The organism is Methylobacterium sp. M6A4_1b (assembly GCF_053345175.1).
In genome coordinates this window covers 1-14,641 of sequence record NZ_JBKEZQ010000015.1, presented here as the reverse complement: position 1 = coordinate 14,641, position 14,641 = coordinate 1, and the positions used below count along the sequence as shown (strand labels likewise).

The 14,641-nt window shown below is 67.2% G+C and carries 13 protein-coding genes; 9 read left to right on the top strand and 4 right to left on the bottom strand.

Annotated elements, in window-relative coordinates; all coding sequences use genetic code 11:
• The first annotated feature begins 51 nt into the window (after positions 1–51).
• Positions 52–1,827: a glucan ABC transporter ATP-binding protein/ permease gene (locus ACLBWX_RS15275; protein WP_447677881.1), complete on the top strand. Its 1,776-nt coding sequence runs from the start codon at positions 52–54 to the stop codon at positions 1,825–1,827.
• Between the two features lie 182 nt (positions 1,828–2,009).
• On the opposite strand, the gene ACLBWX_RS15270 is transcribed toward ACLBWX_RS15275, so the two are convergent.
• Together ACLBWX_RS15270 and ACLBWX_RS15265 are read right to left on the bottom strand one after the other, a co-directional pair.
• Positions 2,010–2,834, bottom strand: coding sequence for a transglutaminase-like domain-containing protein (locus ACLBWX_RS15270; RefSeq protein WP_447677880.1), 825 nt, complete (start codon positions 2,832–2,834; stop codon positions 2,010–2,012).
• A gap of 131 nt (positions 2,835–2,965) precedes the next feature.
• Positions 2,966–3,850, bottom strand: coding sequence for a YihY/virulence factor BrkB family protein (locus ACLBWX_RS15265; protein WP_447677879.1), 885 nt, complete (start codon positions 3,848–3,850; stop codon positions 2,966–2,968).
• A gap of 142 nt (positions 3,851–3,992) precedes the next feature.
• Between ACLBWX_RS15265 and ACLBWX_RS15260 the strand changes: the two genes are divergently transcribed.
• On the top strand, positions 3,993–4,865 hold the full coding sequence (locus ACLBWX_RS15260) for a DMT family transporter (protein ID WP_447677878.1): 873 nt from the start codon (positions 3,993–3,995) through the stop codon (positions 4,863–4,865).
• A gap of 209 nt (positions 4,866–5,074) precedes the next feature.
• On the top strand, positions 5,075–6,757 hold the full coding sequence (locus ACLBWX_RS15255) for an acyl-CoA dehydrogenase family protein (RefSeq protein WP_447677877.1): 1,683 nt from the start codon (positions 5,075–5,077) through the stop codon (positions 6,755–6,757).
• A 106-nt stretch (positions 6,758–6,863) separates the two neighbouring features.
• Here the strand turns inward: ACLBWX_RS15255 and ACLBWX_RS15250 are convergent, their stop codons facing one another.
• Entirely contained in the window at positions 6,864–7,046 is a 183-nt protein-coding gene (locus ACLBWX_RS15250; RefSeq protein WP_447677876.1) for a hypothetical protein, read from the bottom strand.
• 208 nt (positions 7,047–7,254) lie between these two features.
• Entirely contained in the window at positions 7,255–8,529 is a 1,275-nt protein-coding gene (locus ACLBWX_RS15245) for a glycosyltransferase family 4 protein (RefSeq protein ID WP_447677875.1), read from the bottom strand.
• 142 nt (positions 8,530–8,671) lie between these two features.
• On the opposite strand from ACLBWX_RS15245, the gene ACLBWX_RS15240 reads away from it, so the two are divergent.
• From ACLBWX_RS15240 to ACLBWX_RS15215, 6 genes are all read left to right on the top strand, one after another.
• Complete coding sequence (locus tag ACLBWX_RS15240) at positions 8,672–9,925, top strand: glycosyltransferase (RefSeq protein WP_447677874.1); 1,254 nt, start codon at positions 8,672–8,674, stop codon at positions 9,923–9,925.
• A 124-nt stretch (positions 9,926–10,049) separates the two neighbouring features.
• Positions 10,050–10,412 (top strand): phasin, encoded by a 363-nt coding sequence (locus tag ACLBWX_RS15235; RefSeq protein WP_447677873.1) that lies wholly within the window; start codon positions 10,050–10,052, stop codon positions 10,410–10,412.
• 222 nt (positions 10,413–10,634) lie between these two features.
• Positions 10,635–11,270, top strand: coding sequence for a phasin family protein (locus ACLBWX_RS15230; RefSeq protein ID WP_447677872.1), 636 nt, complete (start codon positions 10,635–10,637; stop codon positions 11,268–11,270).
• A 106-nt stretch (positions 11,271–11,376) separates the two neighbouring features.
• Entirely contained in the window at positions 11,377–12,840 is a 1,464-nt protein-coding gene (locus ACLBWX_RS15225) for a Do family serine endopeptidase (protein ID WP_447677871.1), read from the top strand.
• A gap of 84 nt (positions 12,841–12,924) precedes the next feature.
• Positions 12,925–14,241: a replication-associated recombination protein A gene (locus ACLBWX_RS15220; protein ID WP_447677870.1), complete on the top strand. Its 1,317-nt coding sequence runs from the start codon at positions 12,925–12,927 to the stop codon at positions 14,239–14,241.
• Positions 14,242–14,449: 208 nt separating this feature from the next.
• A partial coding sequence (locus tag ACLBWX_RS15215; protein ID WP_447677869.1) for a hypothetical protein occupies positions 14,450–14,641 on the top strand: 192 nt, incomplete at its 3' end.

Genomic DNA, 14,641 nt, shown 5'->3' with positions numbered 1-14,641 from the left:
TCCGCCGGGAGCGTCGTCGCAACCCGGTTCGGCATCGGAGCACACGGTATCATGTCGTTGGTTCGTCTCTACGTGCGCGTGATGGGTCTTCTGGGCACCGATCGTCGCTTGGCCGCCGTCCTGGCCTGCGCCAACGTTGCCCTGGCCGTGGCAGCGTTCGCCGAGCCGCTGCTGATGGGACGCATCATCGACCAGCTTACCCATCTCAAGAGCAGCACCAACGCCTTCGGGACGCTGGCCCCCCTGATCGGCGCCTGGGTGGCCTTCGGGCTCTTCACCATCGCGGCCGGCGTCACGATCGCGCTGCACGCGGACCGGCTCGCCCACCGCAATCGCCTGTCGGCCATGGCGAATTACTTCGAGCACGTGCTCGAACTGCCGCTGGCGTTCCATTCCTCGAATCATTCGGGCCGCGTCCTCAAGGCCATGCTGGAGGGCTCGAACGGCATGTTCTGGCTCTGGCTCGGCTTCTTCCGCGACCATTTCGTGGCCTTCGTGTCGCTGATCGTCCTCCTGCCGATGACCCTGTTCGTGAACTGGCAGCTCGGCTCGATCCTCGTCGTCCTCGTGCTCGCCTTCACGGCCCTGACCACCATGGTCATGCGCCGCACCGAGACTCTCCAGGGACGAGTCGAGGCTTATCAGTCGGGCCTCGCCGAGCACGCTTCCGATGCACTCGGCAACGTCGCCGTCATCCAGTCCTTCACCCGTGCCAAAGCGGAGAAGGAGGCGATGCACGACATCATCCGCAACCTGCTCGCTGCGCAGATCCCGGTCCTGTCCTGGTGGGCGCTGGCCAACGTCGCCACCCGCGCCTCGGCGACCCTGACGATGACCGCGATCTTCATCACCGGCATCGCCCTGCACCAGCACGGTCAGGCGAGCGTCGGCGAGGTCGTGGCCTTCATGAGCCTCGCCACCATGCTGGTCTCACGCCTCGATCAGGTCGCCACCTGCATCAACGGGCTGTTTCAGCAGATGCCCAAGATCGACGAGTTCTTCGAGATTCTCGATACGACGCCGGCCGTCCACGATCGTCCGGGCGCGCAGCAGGTCGCCCGTTTCAACGGCGAGGTCGCCTTCGAGGGCGTGGGCTTTTCCTACAATACCCGTCGCAAGGCGCTGGAGGATGTCTCCTTCACGGCCCGGGCCGGCGAGACCATCGCGCTGGTCGGCACCACCGGCTCGGGCAAGTCGACCACGCTCGGCCTGCTGCACCGTGCCTTCGACCCGGATCACGGCGCGATCCGCGTCGACGGCACCGACATCCGCGACATCGGCCTCTCCTCGCTGCGCCACAACATCGGCGTGGTGTTCCAGGAGCCGATGCTGTTCGCCCGTTCGATCCGCGAGAATCTGCAGGTCGGCCGCCCCGATGCAACGGATGCGGAAATGCTCGATGCCCTGGAACGGGCCCAAGCCACCGAGTTCATGGCCCGGCAGGCGGACGGCCTCGACACGGTGATCGGCGAACGCGGCCGGTCCCTCTCCGGTGGAGAGCGCCAGCGCCTCTCGATCGCCCGTGCGCTGCTCAAGAACCCGCCCGTGCTGATCCTCGACGAGGCGACCTCGGCCCTCGACGCCACCACCGAGCGCAAGCTGCAGGGTGCTCTGGAAGCCGTGATGGAGGGCCGCACGACCTTCGTCATCGCCCACCGCCTGGCAACGATCCGGAACGCCGACCGCATCCTCGTCTTCCACGAAGGCCGGATCGTCGAGTCGGGCAACTTCGACGACCTCGTTGCGCAGAATGGCCGCTTTGCCGACTTGGCTCGGGCGCAGTTCATGGCGGCGCAGGAGCCGGAGGGTATGCCGCTGGCCGCCTAACTCCTCCGCGTCGTCGCGATGGAAAAGCCCTCGGCGCAACACGTGGGCGAGGGCTTTTTCCGGTCCGGACGCACCTGGGCGAACACGTCAGGCGTGACGAAAGACCCCAGGCGAGCGCCTTGCCAATCTCCAGCCCTTCGCGGTGCGTTCCAGAGGGCTCGCCCGGACCGATCGCGCGGTGGTCAGTCCAAGGAAGCCGAGGTTGCCGCATCCTCCGCCCAGACCCGGAACTTCGTCAGCCGGTTGGGGCCGAAAGTGTGGGTCAGAGGCACATCCGCTGCGTCGCGCCCTCGCGCCACCAGGATACGGCCCCGCCGGGGAGCGTTGTTGCGCGGGTCGAAGACGTGCCAGGCGCCGCCGAGATAGACCTCTGTCCAGGCGGCGAAGTCGCCCGGCGCGTGGGGCTCAGGCTCGCCGATGAAGCTGAGATAGCCGGTGCAGTAGCGGGTCGGGATGTTCAGGGCCCGGCAGAAGGCGACGAACAGGTGGGCATAATCGCGACACACGCCGCGACGGCTCGCGAAGGCATCGGCGGCCGTGCGGTCGACATGGGCGTAGCCGTAGCCGAAGCTGATATGGCCATGGACGTAGTCGCAGATCGCCTGTACCCGCGACCACCCAGGCGTGAGGTCGCCGAACAGCGCCCAGGCCTCGCTCGAAAGCAGGTCGGACTCGCAGTAGCGGCTGGCGACCAAGAAGGGCAGGGCTTCCTCGGGCAGGTCCTCGACCTGATGCTCCTGCGCGTCCAGCACAACCGCGTCGAGGTCTCCGTCATCCTCGATCTCCGCCTGGACGCTCAGGGTCAGCGCCCCGGCGGGGGCGACGAAGCGAACGGTGCGGTTACCGAACACATCGCGAAACGTCCGCACCGGCAGCGGCGGATCGAGGGCGAGCACATCCGGCGGCACCGCCGCGAGGCCGCTTGCCTGATAGGAATTAAGCCGGGCGATCAGGGGGGTCGGCTGCGGGAACTCGTAGCCCATCTCGCAACCGAACCTGATCCGCATCGAAGCTCCCCCGGGCCGGCTGCCGCGCCGCCGCCTTTGCCCTCACTGCCCGCGCCGGAACCCGGACACTAGGCCGCCAGGGTCACAGGCGGATGTCATCGCACGGCCTGCGCGCAGATGAAGCAGTGGGTTCAGAGCCCTCGAGCCCGCGCCTGCTTCTGCTGCATCCGCGCCTGGAGCCGCACGCGTCGCGCTGCAATGACGGTGCCATTGATCTCGCCTCCGAACAGGAACATCGCGGCGAGCCAGTAGAGGAAGACGAGGAACACCATCGCGGTGGCGAGGCCGCCATAGGTCGATGCGTAGGCGTTGGAGAAGCGGTCGAGATAATAGCCGAATCCGAGGCCGGCCAGGAACCACAGCAGCAGTGTCACGGCGATGCCGGGAACCACAGCCAGCACCGAACGGCGCCCGGTGGCGACGAATTTGTGGGCGATGACCAGCACGGTGAGCAGCAGGAAGGCGGTGATGCCGATCCGCCCGATCGCGACGGTGAGACTCAGCGGTTCGAGGCCCGGCGCTACGTTGATGACCTTCCGCCAGATCAGCGGCCCCAGCACCACGAGGAGCGCGAAGGCCAGCATCGCGAAGGCGCCGCAGACGACGTAGCCGATGGATTCGAGGCGCGTCAGCCACCAGGGGCGGACCTCGCGCAGGCCGTAGGCGCGGTTCAGCCCGACGCGCAGGCTCTCGACGCCCGAGGACGAGAAGTAGAGCGCCAGCACGGCGCCGAGGGTGAGGACGCCGCCGCGCTGTTCGGTCAGCACCCGGTGCACCTCGCCCGCGATGGGGTTGGCGACGGCCCGCGGCCAGGCATCGAAGATGAGGTCGCTCGCCCCGTCGGCCAGCGACTTGGTGCCGAACAGGCCGGCCAGGGCGCCGAGCAGGATGAGGAACGGGAACAGCGCTGTCAGACTCGAGAGGGCGATATGGCTGGCGATGGCCCAGCCGTCATGGGCGACGAAGCGCTGGGCGGCGACGCCTGCGATCTCGAAAGGTTTGCGGAGAGGTCTCACGGGTTAGCGGCTCGTCCTCGAACGGGGCAGGGGCGGGCGTGTCTTCTAAACGCAACGCGGCCGGTTCGCCCAACGTGCCGTGCGGAGAGCTTGGTCCTGGCCGCTTGAATTCTATGCGTCCGTGTGATGCGTGGCGCCCGCCATGCCCGTGCCAACTCCGTACCTCGTTCCCGCCCTCTTCGTTTTGATCTGGGCGACGGGCTTCGTTGCGGCCCGCTTCGTGGCGCCCCACGCCGAGGCCTTCACCTTCGTGGCGATTCGTGTCGTCGCGGTCGCGCTGCTGCTGGGTGGCCTTGCTCTCGCTCTGCGGTCTCGCTGGCCACGCGGACGGACCGGCTGGCTCCATGCCGGGTTCGCCGGCCTGCTGATGCAGGGCATCTACGTGATCGGCGTGTTCTGGTCGGTGCAGCATGGCCTGCCATCGGGCATCGCCGCCCTGGTCGGAAGCCTCCAACCCCTGTTGACTGCGACGCTGGCAGGTCGCTTTCTCGGGGAGCGTGTGAGCCAGCGGCGCTGGCTCGGCATCGGTACCGGTTTCTCTGGTGCACTGCTCGTCCTGGCGCCGAAGGTCGGCGCGTCCGATCCCTCCGGTATCCCCGTGCACGCCCTGGCGGCGTGTCTCTTCGCGATGGTGGCGATGACCGGCGGGACCCTCTGGCAGAAGCGATACGGGGCCAGCACGGACCTCATCAGCAACGCCGCCATCCAATTCGTGGGCGCCGCGTGCCTCGCCGTGCCGGCCGCCCTCCTGTTCGGAACCGGCGGTTTCGATGGATCCACGTCTCTGTGGCTCGGCCTCGTCTGGTCGGTCATCGTGAACTCCGTCGGCGGCATCCTCCTGCTGCTTTTGCTCATCCGCCGCGGTGCCGTGGCGGGAGTCGCCTCACTGCTGTTCCTGGTGCCGCCGGTGGCGGCGGTGATGGCCTACGCGCTCTTCGGCGAGTCGCTCGCGCCGATCCAGATGGGCGGCATGGCCATCGCCACCTTCGGGGTCGCCCTCGCCAGCCGCAGGTGATCTGTGGTGTCAGAGACGTCTTTTTCTTTGAAGAACACCTCAAAAAAATTCATCATCTCTCGAATAGGAAAGAGAAATCAGGGTTTTTTGCTCTGGGGAATAATGAATTCAGGCGGGATAGTGCCGCAGTGCGGCGAGACGCCTCTACAGGCGTGCCAAACCTGCCTATAATGGTCGCCAAAGCCCATTCCTTTGCCAGCGAGTATGCCATGTCAGCCTCTCCCGTCGTTTCGACCGAACCGCAGGATCTCGTGACTCTGGCCCGCGACGCCGCCGAGGCCGCAAAGGGTCTCGTCGCCGAAGCGACCCGGCGCGTGCGCGCGACGATCCTGTCGGACGAGGGCAAGATCTCGGCCGAGAAGATGGAGACGGAGCAGCACGCCACCCACGGCCTCGCCTGGATCGCCACCTACGCCGAGGGCGTTCGGGAGCTCGGCGCCTACGCCCAGCGCCTGACCGAGAGCGGAGAATTCGGCGAGACCGAAAGCCTCCTCGTCCGGATCGGCCTCGGCGAGTACCTCGACCAGATGTTTTCTGGCATCCCGATGAGCCAGGGCGAGATGGTGCGGCCCACCGGCTCTCTCGGCTTGGCCGCGCGCGAGATCGCCAAGTTCCGCACGGAGGCCGTCGAGACCCTGATCGCCGAGGGCAACACAGCTGAGAACCGTGCCGCCCTGGTGGCCCGCATCCGCGACAACGGCGGCGCGGCGACCATCGGCAAGTCCGGCCTCGACGAGGACATGGAGGCGATCCGTTCCGAGATGCGCCGTTTCGGCCTCGCCGAAGTCGTGCCGCATGCGCACGAATGGCACAGCCAGAACGCCTACATCCCGATGGAGATCGTCACCAAGATGGCCGAGCTCGGCGTCTTCGGCCTGACGATCCCCGAGGAATACGGTGGCATGGGCCTGCCCAAGATCTCCATGTGCGTGGTCTCGGAGGAGCTGTCCCGCGCCTATATCGGCGTCGGCTCGCTGGGCACCAGATCCGAGATCGCCGCCGAGCTGATCCTATGCGGCGGGACCGAGGAACAGAAGCACCGCTTCCTGCCCGGTATCGCCTCGGGCGACACGCTCCCCACCGCCGTGTTCACCGAGCCGAACACAGGCTCCGATCTGGCCAGCCTGCGCACCAAGGCGGTCAAGGACGGCGACGTCTGGAAGATCTCAGGCAACAAGACCTGGATCACGCATCCGGTGCGCGCCGACATCATGACCTGCCTCGTGCGCACCAAGCCCGAGGAAAAGGGCCACAAGGGTCTCTCGCTCCTCATCGCCGAGAAGCCGCGCGGCACCGATGCCGAGCCCTTCCCGGTTGCTGGCCTGTCGGGGGGCGAGATCCACGTGCTCGGCTATCGCGGCATGAAGGAGTACGAGCTGGCATTCGACAACTTCGAGGTGCCAGGCGCCAACCTCCTCGGCGAGGTCGAGGGCAAGGGCTTTACCCAGCTCATGCAGACTTTCGAATCCGCCCGCATCCAGACGGCAGCGCGCGCCATCGGTGTGGCCCAGAACGCCCTCGATCTCGGCCTACGCTACGCCGAGGAGCGGGTGCAGTTCGGCAAGGCCCTGATCAACTTCCCCCGCGTCGCCGACAAGATCGCCATGATGGCGGTGGAGATCAACATCGCCCGCCAGCTCACCTACTTCTCGGCCCGCGAGAAGGACGAGGGCAAGCGCTGCGACCTCGAGGCCGGCATGGCCAAGCTACTCGGCGCCCGCGTCGCTTGGGCGGCGGCCGACAATGCTCTGCAGATCCACGGCGGCAATGGCTTTGCGCTGGAATACGCGGTGAGCCGCGTGCTCTGCGATGCGCGCATCCTCTCGATCTTCGAGGGCGCCGCCGAGATCCAGGCTCAGGTCATCGCCCGCCGCCTGCTCGAAGCCGCCTGAACGATCGGAATCGGCGATCCGCAGCGATGTGGATCGTCATGAGAGAACGCCGGGGCGAGCCGATCGCCCCGGCGTTCTCGTTTCTCGCAGGAAGCGCTGCTATGCGCTACTTGGTGATCCTCACCGACACAGGGTCGCTCGACGGAAAAGTCTCCTCCAGCGCTTCGTCGAGACGCTGGTCGAGCTCTCCCTTCTGGTTCTCGGGGCGGTTCTTGTCCGACCCTTTCGGGGCCGCCTGACCCGTCGTGGAGATGATGTCGGTTTCTGCGGTCTTCTGCTGTTCGGCCATCCAGGGCACTCCTTCGGTTCCAGGCCAGCGCCTTCGTCGGCACGTCGTCCGGGACAACGTCGGGCGCGCGCCCGGTTTCCATGAGCCGGAGCGTTAGACGGACTCAGCCCGCGGGTCTGGCGCCGAAGCTTGCCGGGAGCGCAGATCGCTTGAAGAACCCCGCGACCAGCGAGTCAGATGCCCGATCGACGCGCCGTGCTCAGATCCTTCAGGATGCAGCCGGGAGTTGGGCACGGGTCGTGGTCCGGTCAGTGCGAGCTCCCGCCGTCCGTGCCTCTCGGAGAACGAAGTCGTAGACCTGCGTCAGGCGGTCGAGATGCGCATCGGGTGTGAGGGGCGCGGCCCAGTAACGCTCGTAGGCGGCCCGTCTCATGCGCTCGGCGAGACCGTCGTCGGAGAGACGGACGAGGTGGGCGGCGAGGGAAGCCGCGTCGCCCGAACGGAACCAGAAGCCGGTCTCGCCGTCCTCCACCGCCTCCCGGCCGGCACAGGCATCGCTGACGATCACGGGCGCACCGCAAGCGAGGGCCTCGTAGACGGTGAGGGGCTGGCCCTCGTACCAGACGCTGGGAAACACCAGGGCCCGGGCCTGTCGCATCAGGGCCTGAACCCCGGCCTCGTCGCGCCAACCGAGCATCACCGCCTCGGGATAACGCGCCTCAAGTTCCGCGCGCGCCGGCCCGTCCCCGACGAAGACCGGGCGCACGCCGGCGCGACGCGCCGCCTCCGCGAAGATCGGCGCGCCCTTCTCGGTGGAGATGCGTCCGACGAACAGGAAATCACCCGGCGGCCCAGCCTGGAGAGGAGCCGCGTCCACCGCGATGGGGTTGTCGACCCGGTGAAAACGGGTCGCGCCCGGCAGGTGCGGGGCGACGACCCGTTCCTGCAGGGCGCTGAGGGTGACGATGTGCGGGAACAGAGCCTTCAGACCGGCCACATGCTCGAGACCGAGGTGGCGGACCACCCGCAGGAGCTTGCGCGGGTAGCTGCGGGCGTCGCAGTTCGTGGTCAGGCAGCCCACAGACATCGGCGTGCGCTGGCAGATCCGGGCGGCCGGATACTCGTAGAAGCCGCCGTTCGGGCACACGAGAAAGAACTCGTGCATGGTGTAGAGGAGCGCCAGCCCGGAAGCCGCGAGGCTGCGCCCGATCGAGGGTGAGAGCGCCTTGGCGAAGGCATGGACGTGAACCACGGTGTCCCGTGGGTCGAGACCGCGCAGTTCCACTGCGAGTTGCCGGGCAGCCTGTCGGTTCCAGATCGCCTGCGCGGCAAAAGCCAGCTTGTTCTTCGTCGTGCCGACGTCATCCTGTCCGAGGCAGACCACGCGGATACCGGCCGCCTCCAGGCGCGGATCGACGGGGCCGACGGCGGCGAATACCGTGACGCTATGGCCGCGCGCCCGCAGACCAAGACCGGCATCCAACGCCACTTTGGCTTGTCCGCCATTGATGAAAGCGTGGTCCACGACGAGGACGAGATGCATGGAGGACAGTCCCGGCCAACGACGAGGTCTCCGGCTATCTTTACCGAACGTGCGTTGATCTCCGGTAAACCAGCGCACTTGAGGCCGTCCTTGGGCGAACCGCTTCGAATTCCTTGGGCATCGCCATATCTTCGGGTTGACCATGCAGATCGTCGTGTTGGCGGAATTCGCGGTGGCGAGTGGGGGCGCCGAAAAGGTGGCAGTCGAGTCGGCGCGGGGGCTCGCCGAGGCCGGAATCGACGTCACTTACATCCAGGCCATCGACGGACCCACGGATCCACTCCTCGACCATCCGCGGATCCGCCGGGTCAGCCTCGGCAACACCGACATCTGGCAGCGTCCGGCCCATCGCGCCGCCCTCGACGGGCTTTGGGCCAGGGAAGCTGCCGCGCGCCTCGGGGCTGCCCTCGACGCCCTACCGGTGCGGCCGGACCTGATCCATCTCCACCAATGGACGCGCAGCCTGTCGCCGAGCATCTTCCCGGCTCTGTTCACGCGCGGCCTGCCGGTGGTGGCGACCCTGCACGATTATTTTTTCGCCTGCCCGAACGGGGTCTACTATCGCTTCGACCGGGCCGAACCCTGTACCCTGAAGCCGCTCTCGGCCGCCTGCGTCGCAGCGCCCTGCGATGGCAGGAGCCGGTTGCACAAGCTCGTGCGTGTCGGCCGCTCGGTCTCCCTGCGTGCGGCCCTGAAGCAGCATCCGCTCGACGTCATCCACGTGTGCGACGCGAGCCTGAACCGCATGGGCACCCTCCTCGAAGGACTGGCGCTGACTCATCACCGGGTCGACAACCCTGTGCGCGTCGGACGGCAGGCACCGGCCGATCCGGCACAGGGGGATGCGCTCGCGTACGTGGGACGGCTGACGCGGGAGAAGGGCGCCGATCTCGTGGCAGACGCCGCGCGTGCCGCCGGGCTCCCCGCCCTTTTCATCGGGAGCGGTCCCCTGGAGGACGAGCTTCGGGCGCGCGTCGGCGTCGAACTCGTCGGCTGGCAGGCGCCGGAGGCGGTCTGGTCGCTCCTGCGTCGCCGGGCTCGGGCCATCGCCGCGCCGTCGCGCTGGTATGAGACCGGGCCGCTGACGGTCTACGAGGCCCTGGCTCACGGCATTCCGGTGATCGCCTCGGCCCGGTCCGGAGCCTGTGAGAAGGTCGTCGACGGCGTGAACGGTTTTTCTGTTTTGCCGAACCTAGAGGCGTGGGCGACGGCGGCAGGGGCGTTTCGGGACGACGCCCGCACTGCAAAACTCGGTGCTGCAGCCCATGAAAGGTACTGGGCATCACCCATGTCGTTGGGCGCCCATGCCGCTTCGCTGATCGCCGTCTACGAACGCATTCTCGCGAACCGGACCGTCCGCCCGAAAACGGCGAAGGGGATCGCCTCGGCGGCGTGACGGCGCTGGGAGTTGGCAGAATTCTGCATCCTTTCGCATCGACAGGCTTGACGTCCATGTTGCAGCGCAACATAAAACTTTTTCAGCGCATCGAACGAGTCGGTGCGCGCTGGAGAGTATCGAGATGACCGGCCAGACCTTCGAGATCCCCGCCGAGATGCGCGCGTTCGCTGAGAAGAGCGTCGATCAGGCCCGCACCGCCGTCAGCACTTTCATAGGCACCGCGATCAAGACGGCTGAGCAGGTCCAGACCACGTCCGGCTCTGTGCAAGCCTCGATGCAGACGGTCGTCGCCAAGACTTTGGATCAAGTTCAGGACAACGCTGTGGCGACCTTCGACTTCGCCCAGAAGCTGGTCCGTACGCGCGACCTCCGCGAGGCGATGGAACTGCAAGGCGAATTCGTCCGCAGCCAGATCGCTAGCCTACAGGCGCAAGCCAAGGATCTCGGCACGCTGGCCCAGAACACCCTGCGTTCGTCCGCCTGAGTTCGGCCGGCGCCCGAACCAAACGGGCATTTCCGACCCTCCGCCTCCCGGAGCACCGCCGGAACGGCGATGCCCCGCAGACCGATCCACCATTTCGGGCTATTCTCAAGCCCGAAGCGGCGAGGAGACACAGCCATGGCAAGACGGCGCAGAACGCCATCGAGAGCGCAGGACCGGGCCGAAACGCCGTCGAAATTCGAAGGCATCCAGGAGGATGGACCGATGAACGCTGACGTCGTGAATACCGTCGAGGGCGGCGAGCAGGGTCTTTCGTCCGGACCGGAGCACGCGCCGAACGTCCCTGAGGCGCTCCTTGAGGGTGTCCCATCGGAGGCGCAGACGGCGGCCGGCGGTGGTGAGGGCGAGACGGGCTCCGACGAATTCGTGTCCACCGCGCCGGAGGCTTCCGATCTCGTCGAGGATCTCACCGTGGTGCCGGAGGAGGCCGCGGCGCCGGTCGATGCTGCGAAGGAGACGGTCGAGGTCGCGACCGAGACCGTGGAGATTTTCGTCCAGGCCCTTCCGGAAACGGGCGCAGAGACCCTGCCGGCACTGGCGTCCGCGGACGCGGGCATTCCAGCCTCCCTCGGCAAGCTCAATGCACGGGCGACAGCGCCGCGGATCTCCGAGGTGATCGGTGAACTTGGCGAGGTGAACACGACGGTGCTGACCTACCTGCGCGGCGAGAGCGCTGCGGCGGTGGCCCACTGGCAGGCGCTTTCGGGGGCCAAGACCCCGGCCGATGCCATTCGCCTCCAAGTCAGCGAGATGCAGCGGGCCGCCGACGCCTCACTGAGCTGCTTTGCGGCCCTCGCCAAGCGCGCCAGCCGCTTCACCGGCGTGATCGCCCGGCGCTGAGACGCCCCTCGCGCCGGCGGCCCGACCTGTCTAGATATCCCGGAATCCGTCGCGGCACCGTCCCAGATCGGGGCAGGGCCGCCAGGCCCTGGCTCCGGGAGTTTCCATGCTGCGCACGTTCCTTCTGCTCGCCCCGCTGTTCACCGTGCTCCTCGGCGCGGTGCCTGCCGCGGCGCAGATGATGAAGTCGCCGGATGTCGCCGAGAAAGCGGCGCCCGAGAAGGTGATCCCCCTCGCCAAGGGCCAGGTGCAGCTCTCCTTCGCCCCGGTGGTGAAGCGCGCGGCCCCGTCTGTGGTGAACGTCTATGCGTCGCACGTGGACACGCGGGGCCAGAGCCGCAGTGCCATGGACGAGTTCATGCGGCGCTTCTTCGGGGACAATGGCGGCGGCCGTGGGCGCGGTGGCGCGCCGGGCGAGCGAGCCCAGAAATCCCTGGGCTCCGGCGTGATCGTGGACGAGTCCGGCCTCGTCATCACGAACAACCATGTCATCGAGAACATGAACGAGGTCCGCATCGCGCTCGCCGACCGGCGTGAATTCGAGGCCAGCATCGTGCTGCGCGACCCCCGCACCGACCTTGCCGTGGTCAAGATCAAGAGCCCGTCCGGCGGCCTGATCCCGATGGCCTTCGGTGACTCCGAGTCCCTGGAGGTGGGCGACTTCGTGATGGCGATCGGCAATCCGTTCGGTGTCGGACAGACGGTGACGCAGGGCATCGTCTCGGCGCTCGCGCGCACCCAGGTCGGCTCGTCCGACTATCAGTTCTTCATCCAGACCGACGCAGCGATCAATCCCGGCAATTCCGGCGGTGCGCTGGTCAACCTTCAGGGCCAACTCGTCGGCATCAATACCGCGATCTACTCGCAGTCCGGCGGTAGCCACGGCATCGGCTTCGCCATTCCGGCCAGCATGGTCCGCGCCGTGGTGGAGACAGCCAAGGGTGGGGCGACTGCCGTGCGTCGGCCTTGGCTCGGCGCACGCGTTCAGAGCGTGACCCCCGATATCGCCGAGAGCATGGGGCTCGATCACCCCACCGGCGTACTGGTGGCGAGCCTCCAGGCCAAGAGCCCGGCGGAGGAGGCGGGCCTGAAGCGCGGCGACCTCATCCTCACGGTGGACGGAAAGACCGTCGACGACCCGGAAGCCTTCGGCTACCGTTTTGCCCTGAAGGGCCTGACCGGCCAGACCCAGTTCGGTATCCTGCGTGGCACCGGGCGCTCGACCGTGGCGGTCAAGCTCAGCCCCGCCCCCGAGACGCGCCCTCGCGACACCCTCAAGGTGCGGACCCGCTCGCCGTTCCTCGGCGCAACCCTCGTGAACACCTCGCCCGCAGTGGCGGAAGAGCTTCAGGCCGATTTCCCCGCCGACGGCGTCGCGGTCGCCGCCGTCGACGAGGGCTCGATCGCCTCGCGTGCCGGTCTGCAGAAGGGCGACATGATCGTGGCGATCAACGGCATGCCCATCGCCACCACGAAGGATCTGGAGCGGATCACCCGAAATAGCCTCAGCATGTGGGAGGTCTCGATCAACCGCGGCGGCGAGGTGATGACCTCGATGTTCGGGGGCTGACGGCCTGGCCGCGCACGCCGCGGGCGGGGGAGGCCGCGATTTTCCTGGTTGCGGGCGGCGGTCACCCACGTCTTTGATGCGCCGATGTCAGACCTGTTCGCCTCCGCCGGCCTCGCCCGGGCCGCCCCCCGTCCCCTCGCCGATGCCTTGCGCCCCAAGACCCTGGCCGAGGTCGTCGGTCAGGAACATCTGACGGGGCCGGACGGGGCCCTGACCCGCCTTCTCAACGCGCGCTCCTTCGGATCCCTGGTGTTCTGGGGACCGCCGGGCACAGGCAAGACCACCGTGGCGCGCCTGCTGGCCCACGAGACCGACCTGCATTTCGAACAGATCTCGGCGATCTTCTCCGGTATCGCCGAGCTCCGGAAGGTTTTCGACGCGGCGCGCGGGCGCCGGGCCATGGGGCAGGGTACACTCCTCTTCGTCGACGAGATCCATCGATTCAACCGGGCGCAGCTCGACGCCTTCCTGCCCGTCATGGAGGACGGAACGGTGACGCTGGTCGGCGCCACCACCGAGAACCCGTCTTTCGAGCTGAATGCCGCACTCCTTTCGCGCGCCCGCGTGCTGCTATTCCGGGCGCTGGACGATGCGGCCATCGCCAAGCTGATGGTGCGGGCGGAGACGCTGACGGGGACGCCGCTGCCGCTGGACGTGGAAGCCCGGGGCGTGCTCGTCCGCATGGCCGACGGGGACGGGCGTGCGGCCCTGACGCTCGCTGAGGAGGTCTGGCGGTCCGCCAAGACGGACGAAATCTTCGACGCGGAGCAGTTGCAGGCGATGATCCAGCGCCGGGCGCCGATCTACGACAAGTCCCAGGAGGGGCACTACAACCTCATCAGTGCCCTGCACAAGACCGTGCGCGGCTCCGACCCGGACGCGGCGCTCTACTATCTCTGCCGGATGCTCGACGGGGGCGAAGATCGCCTGTTCATCGCCCGTCGCCTGGTGCGCATGGCGGTGGAGGATATTGGTCTGGCCGACCCGCAGGCCTTGGTGGTCGCCACCGCGGCCAAGGACGCCTTCGACTTTCTCGGTTCGCCGGAGGGCGAGTTGGCGCTCGCCCAGGTCACGGTCTACCTCGCCTGCGCGCCGAAATCGAACGCGGTCTACGCCGCCTACAAAGCCGCCACGCGCGTCGCCAAGGAACACGGCTCGTTGCCACCGCCACGCACCATCCTCAATGGCTCGACCAAGTTGATGCGCAAGATCGGCTACGGCGAGGGGTACCGCTACGACCATGACGAGCCCGACGCGTTCTCAGGCCAGGATTACTGGCCGGAAAACCTCGGTCGACATCACTTCTACGAACCCACGGACCGAGGCATGGAAAGCCGCTACACCGAGCGCCTCGCCCACTGGGAAACCTTGCGCCGGAAGCGACGGTCCGAGGAGGACTGACACCCAAGAACTCCGCGCAACGGAGGTCCCGCCCCATTTCGTGCCGACCTATCAAGCCGACGCATGATGGGGACTGCGTGCCCAGCAGCATCGTTAATAAATTCTGAAATGAGAACTCGAATTTTATCGATTTCGATGAAAATAACGCAAGTTGTATCTTCTATACGAGCGTCATCGCAGATGTTTTTGCCCGAGAGCGAAAAGCACGATGACGATCTACTACGTCGACTCCTCTTTCACCGGCGGTGCGAACAGGAGCGGCCTGTCGGCCGACACGCCCCTCACCAGCCTGGATGCGGTGAACAAGCTGAAGCTTCAGGCGGGCGACACCGTCGCCTTCAAGGCCGGCACCGCCTACACCGCCTCGGCCGCGGGCACGGGCGCCCTCAACATCACCGCC

Coding starts and splice junctions, on each gene's coding strand:
- ACLBWX_RS15260 (WP_447677878.1), top strand. CDS start 3,993: ATGCCCGTGCCAACTCCGTACCTCGTTCCCGCCCTCTTCGTTTTGATC.
- ACLBWX_RS15230 (WP_447677872.1), top strand. CDS start 10,635: ATGAACGCTGACGTCGTGAATACCGTCGAGGGCGGCGAGCAGGGTCTT.
- ACLBWX_RS15220 (WP_447677870.1), top strand. CDS start 12,925: ATGTCAGACCTGTTCGCCTCCGCCGGCCTCGCCCGGGCCGCCCCCCGT.
- ACLBWX_RS15270 (WP_447677880.1), bottom strand. CDS start 2,834: ATGCGGATCAGGTTCGGTTGCGAGATGGGCTACGAGTTCCCGCAGCCG.
- ACLBWX_RS15255 (WP_447677877.1), top strand. CDS start 5,075: ATGTCAGCCTCTCCCGTCGTTTCGACCGAACCGCAGGATCTCGTGACT.
- ACLBWX_RS15275 (WP_447677881.1), top strand. CDS start 52: ATGTCGTTGGTTCGTCTCTACGTGCGCGTGATGGGTCTTCTGGGCACC.
- ACLBWX_RS15245 (WP_447677875.1), bottom strand. CDS start 8,529: ATGCATCTCGTCCTCGTCGTGGACCACGCTTTCATCAATGGCGGACAA.
- ACLBWX_RS15240 (WP_447677874.1), top strand. CDS start 8,672: ATGCAGATCGTCGTGTTGGCGGAATTCGCGGTGGCGAGTGGGGGCGCC.
- ACLBWX_RS15225 (WP_447677871.1), top strand. CDS start 11,377: ATGCTGCGCACGTTCCTTCTGCTCGCCCCGCTGTTCACCGTGCTCCTC.
- ACLBWX_RS15235 (WP_447677873.1), top strand. CDS start 10,050: ATGACCGGCCAGACCTTCGAGATCCCCGCCGAGATGCGCGCGTTCGCT.
- ACLBWX_RS15250 (WP_447677876.1), bottom strand. CDS start 7,046: ATGGCCGAACAGCAGAAGACCGCAGAAACCGACATCATCTCCACGACG.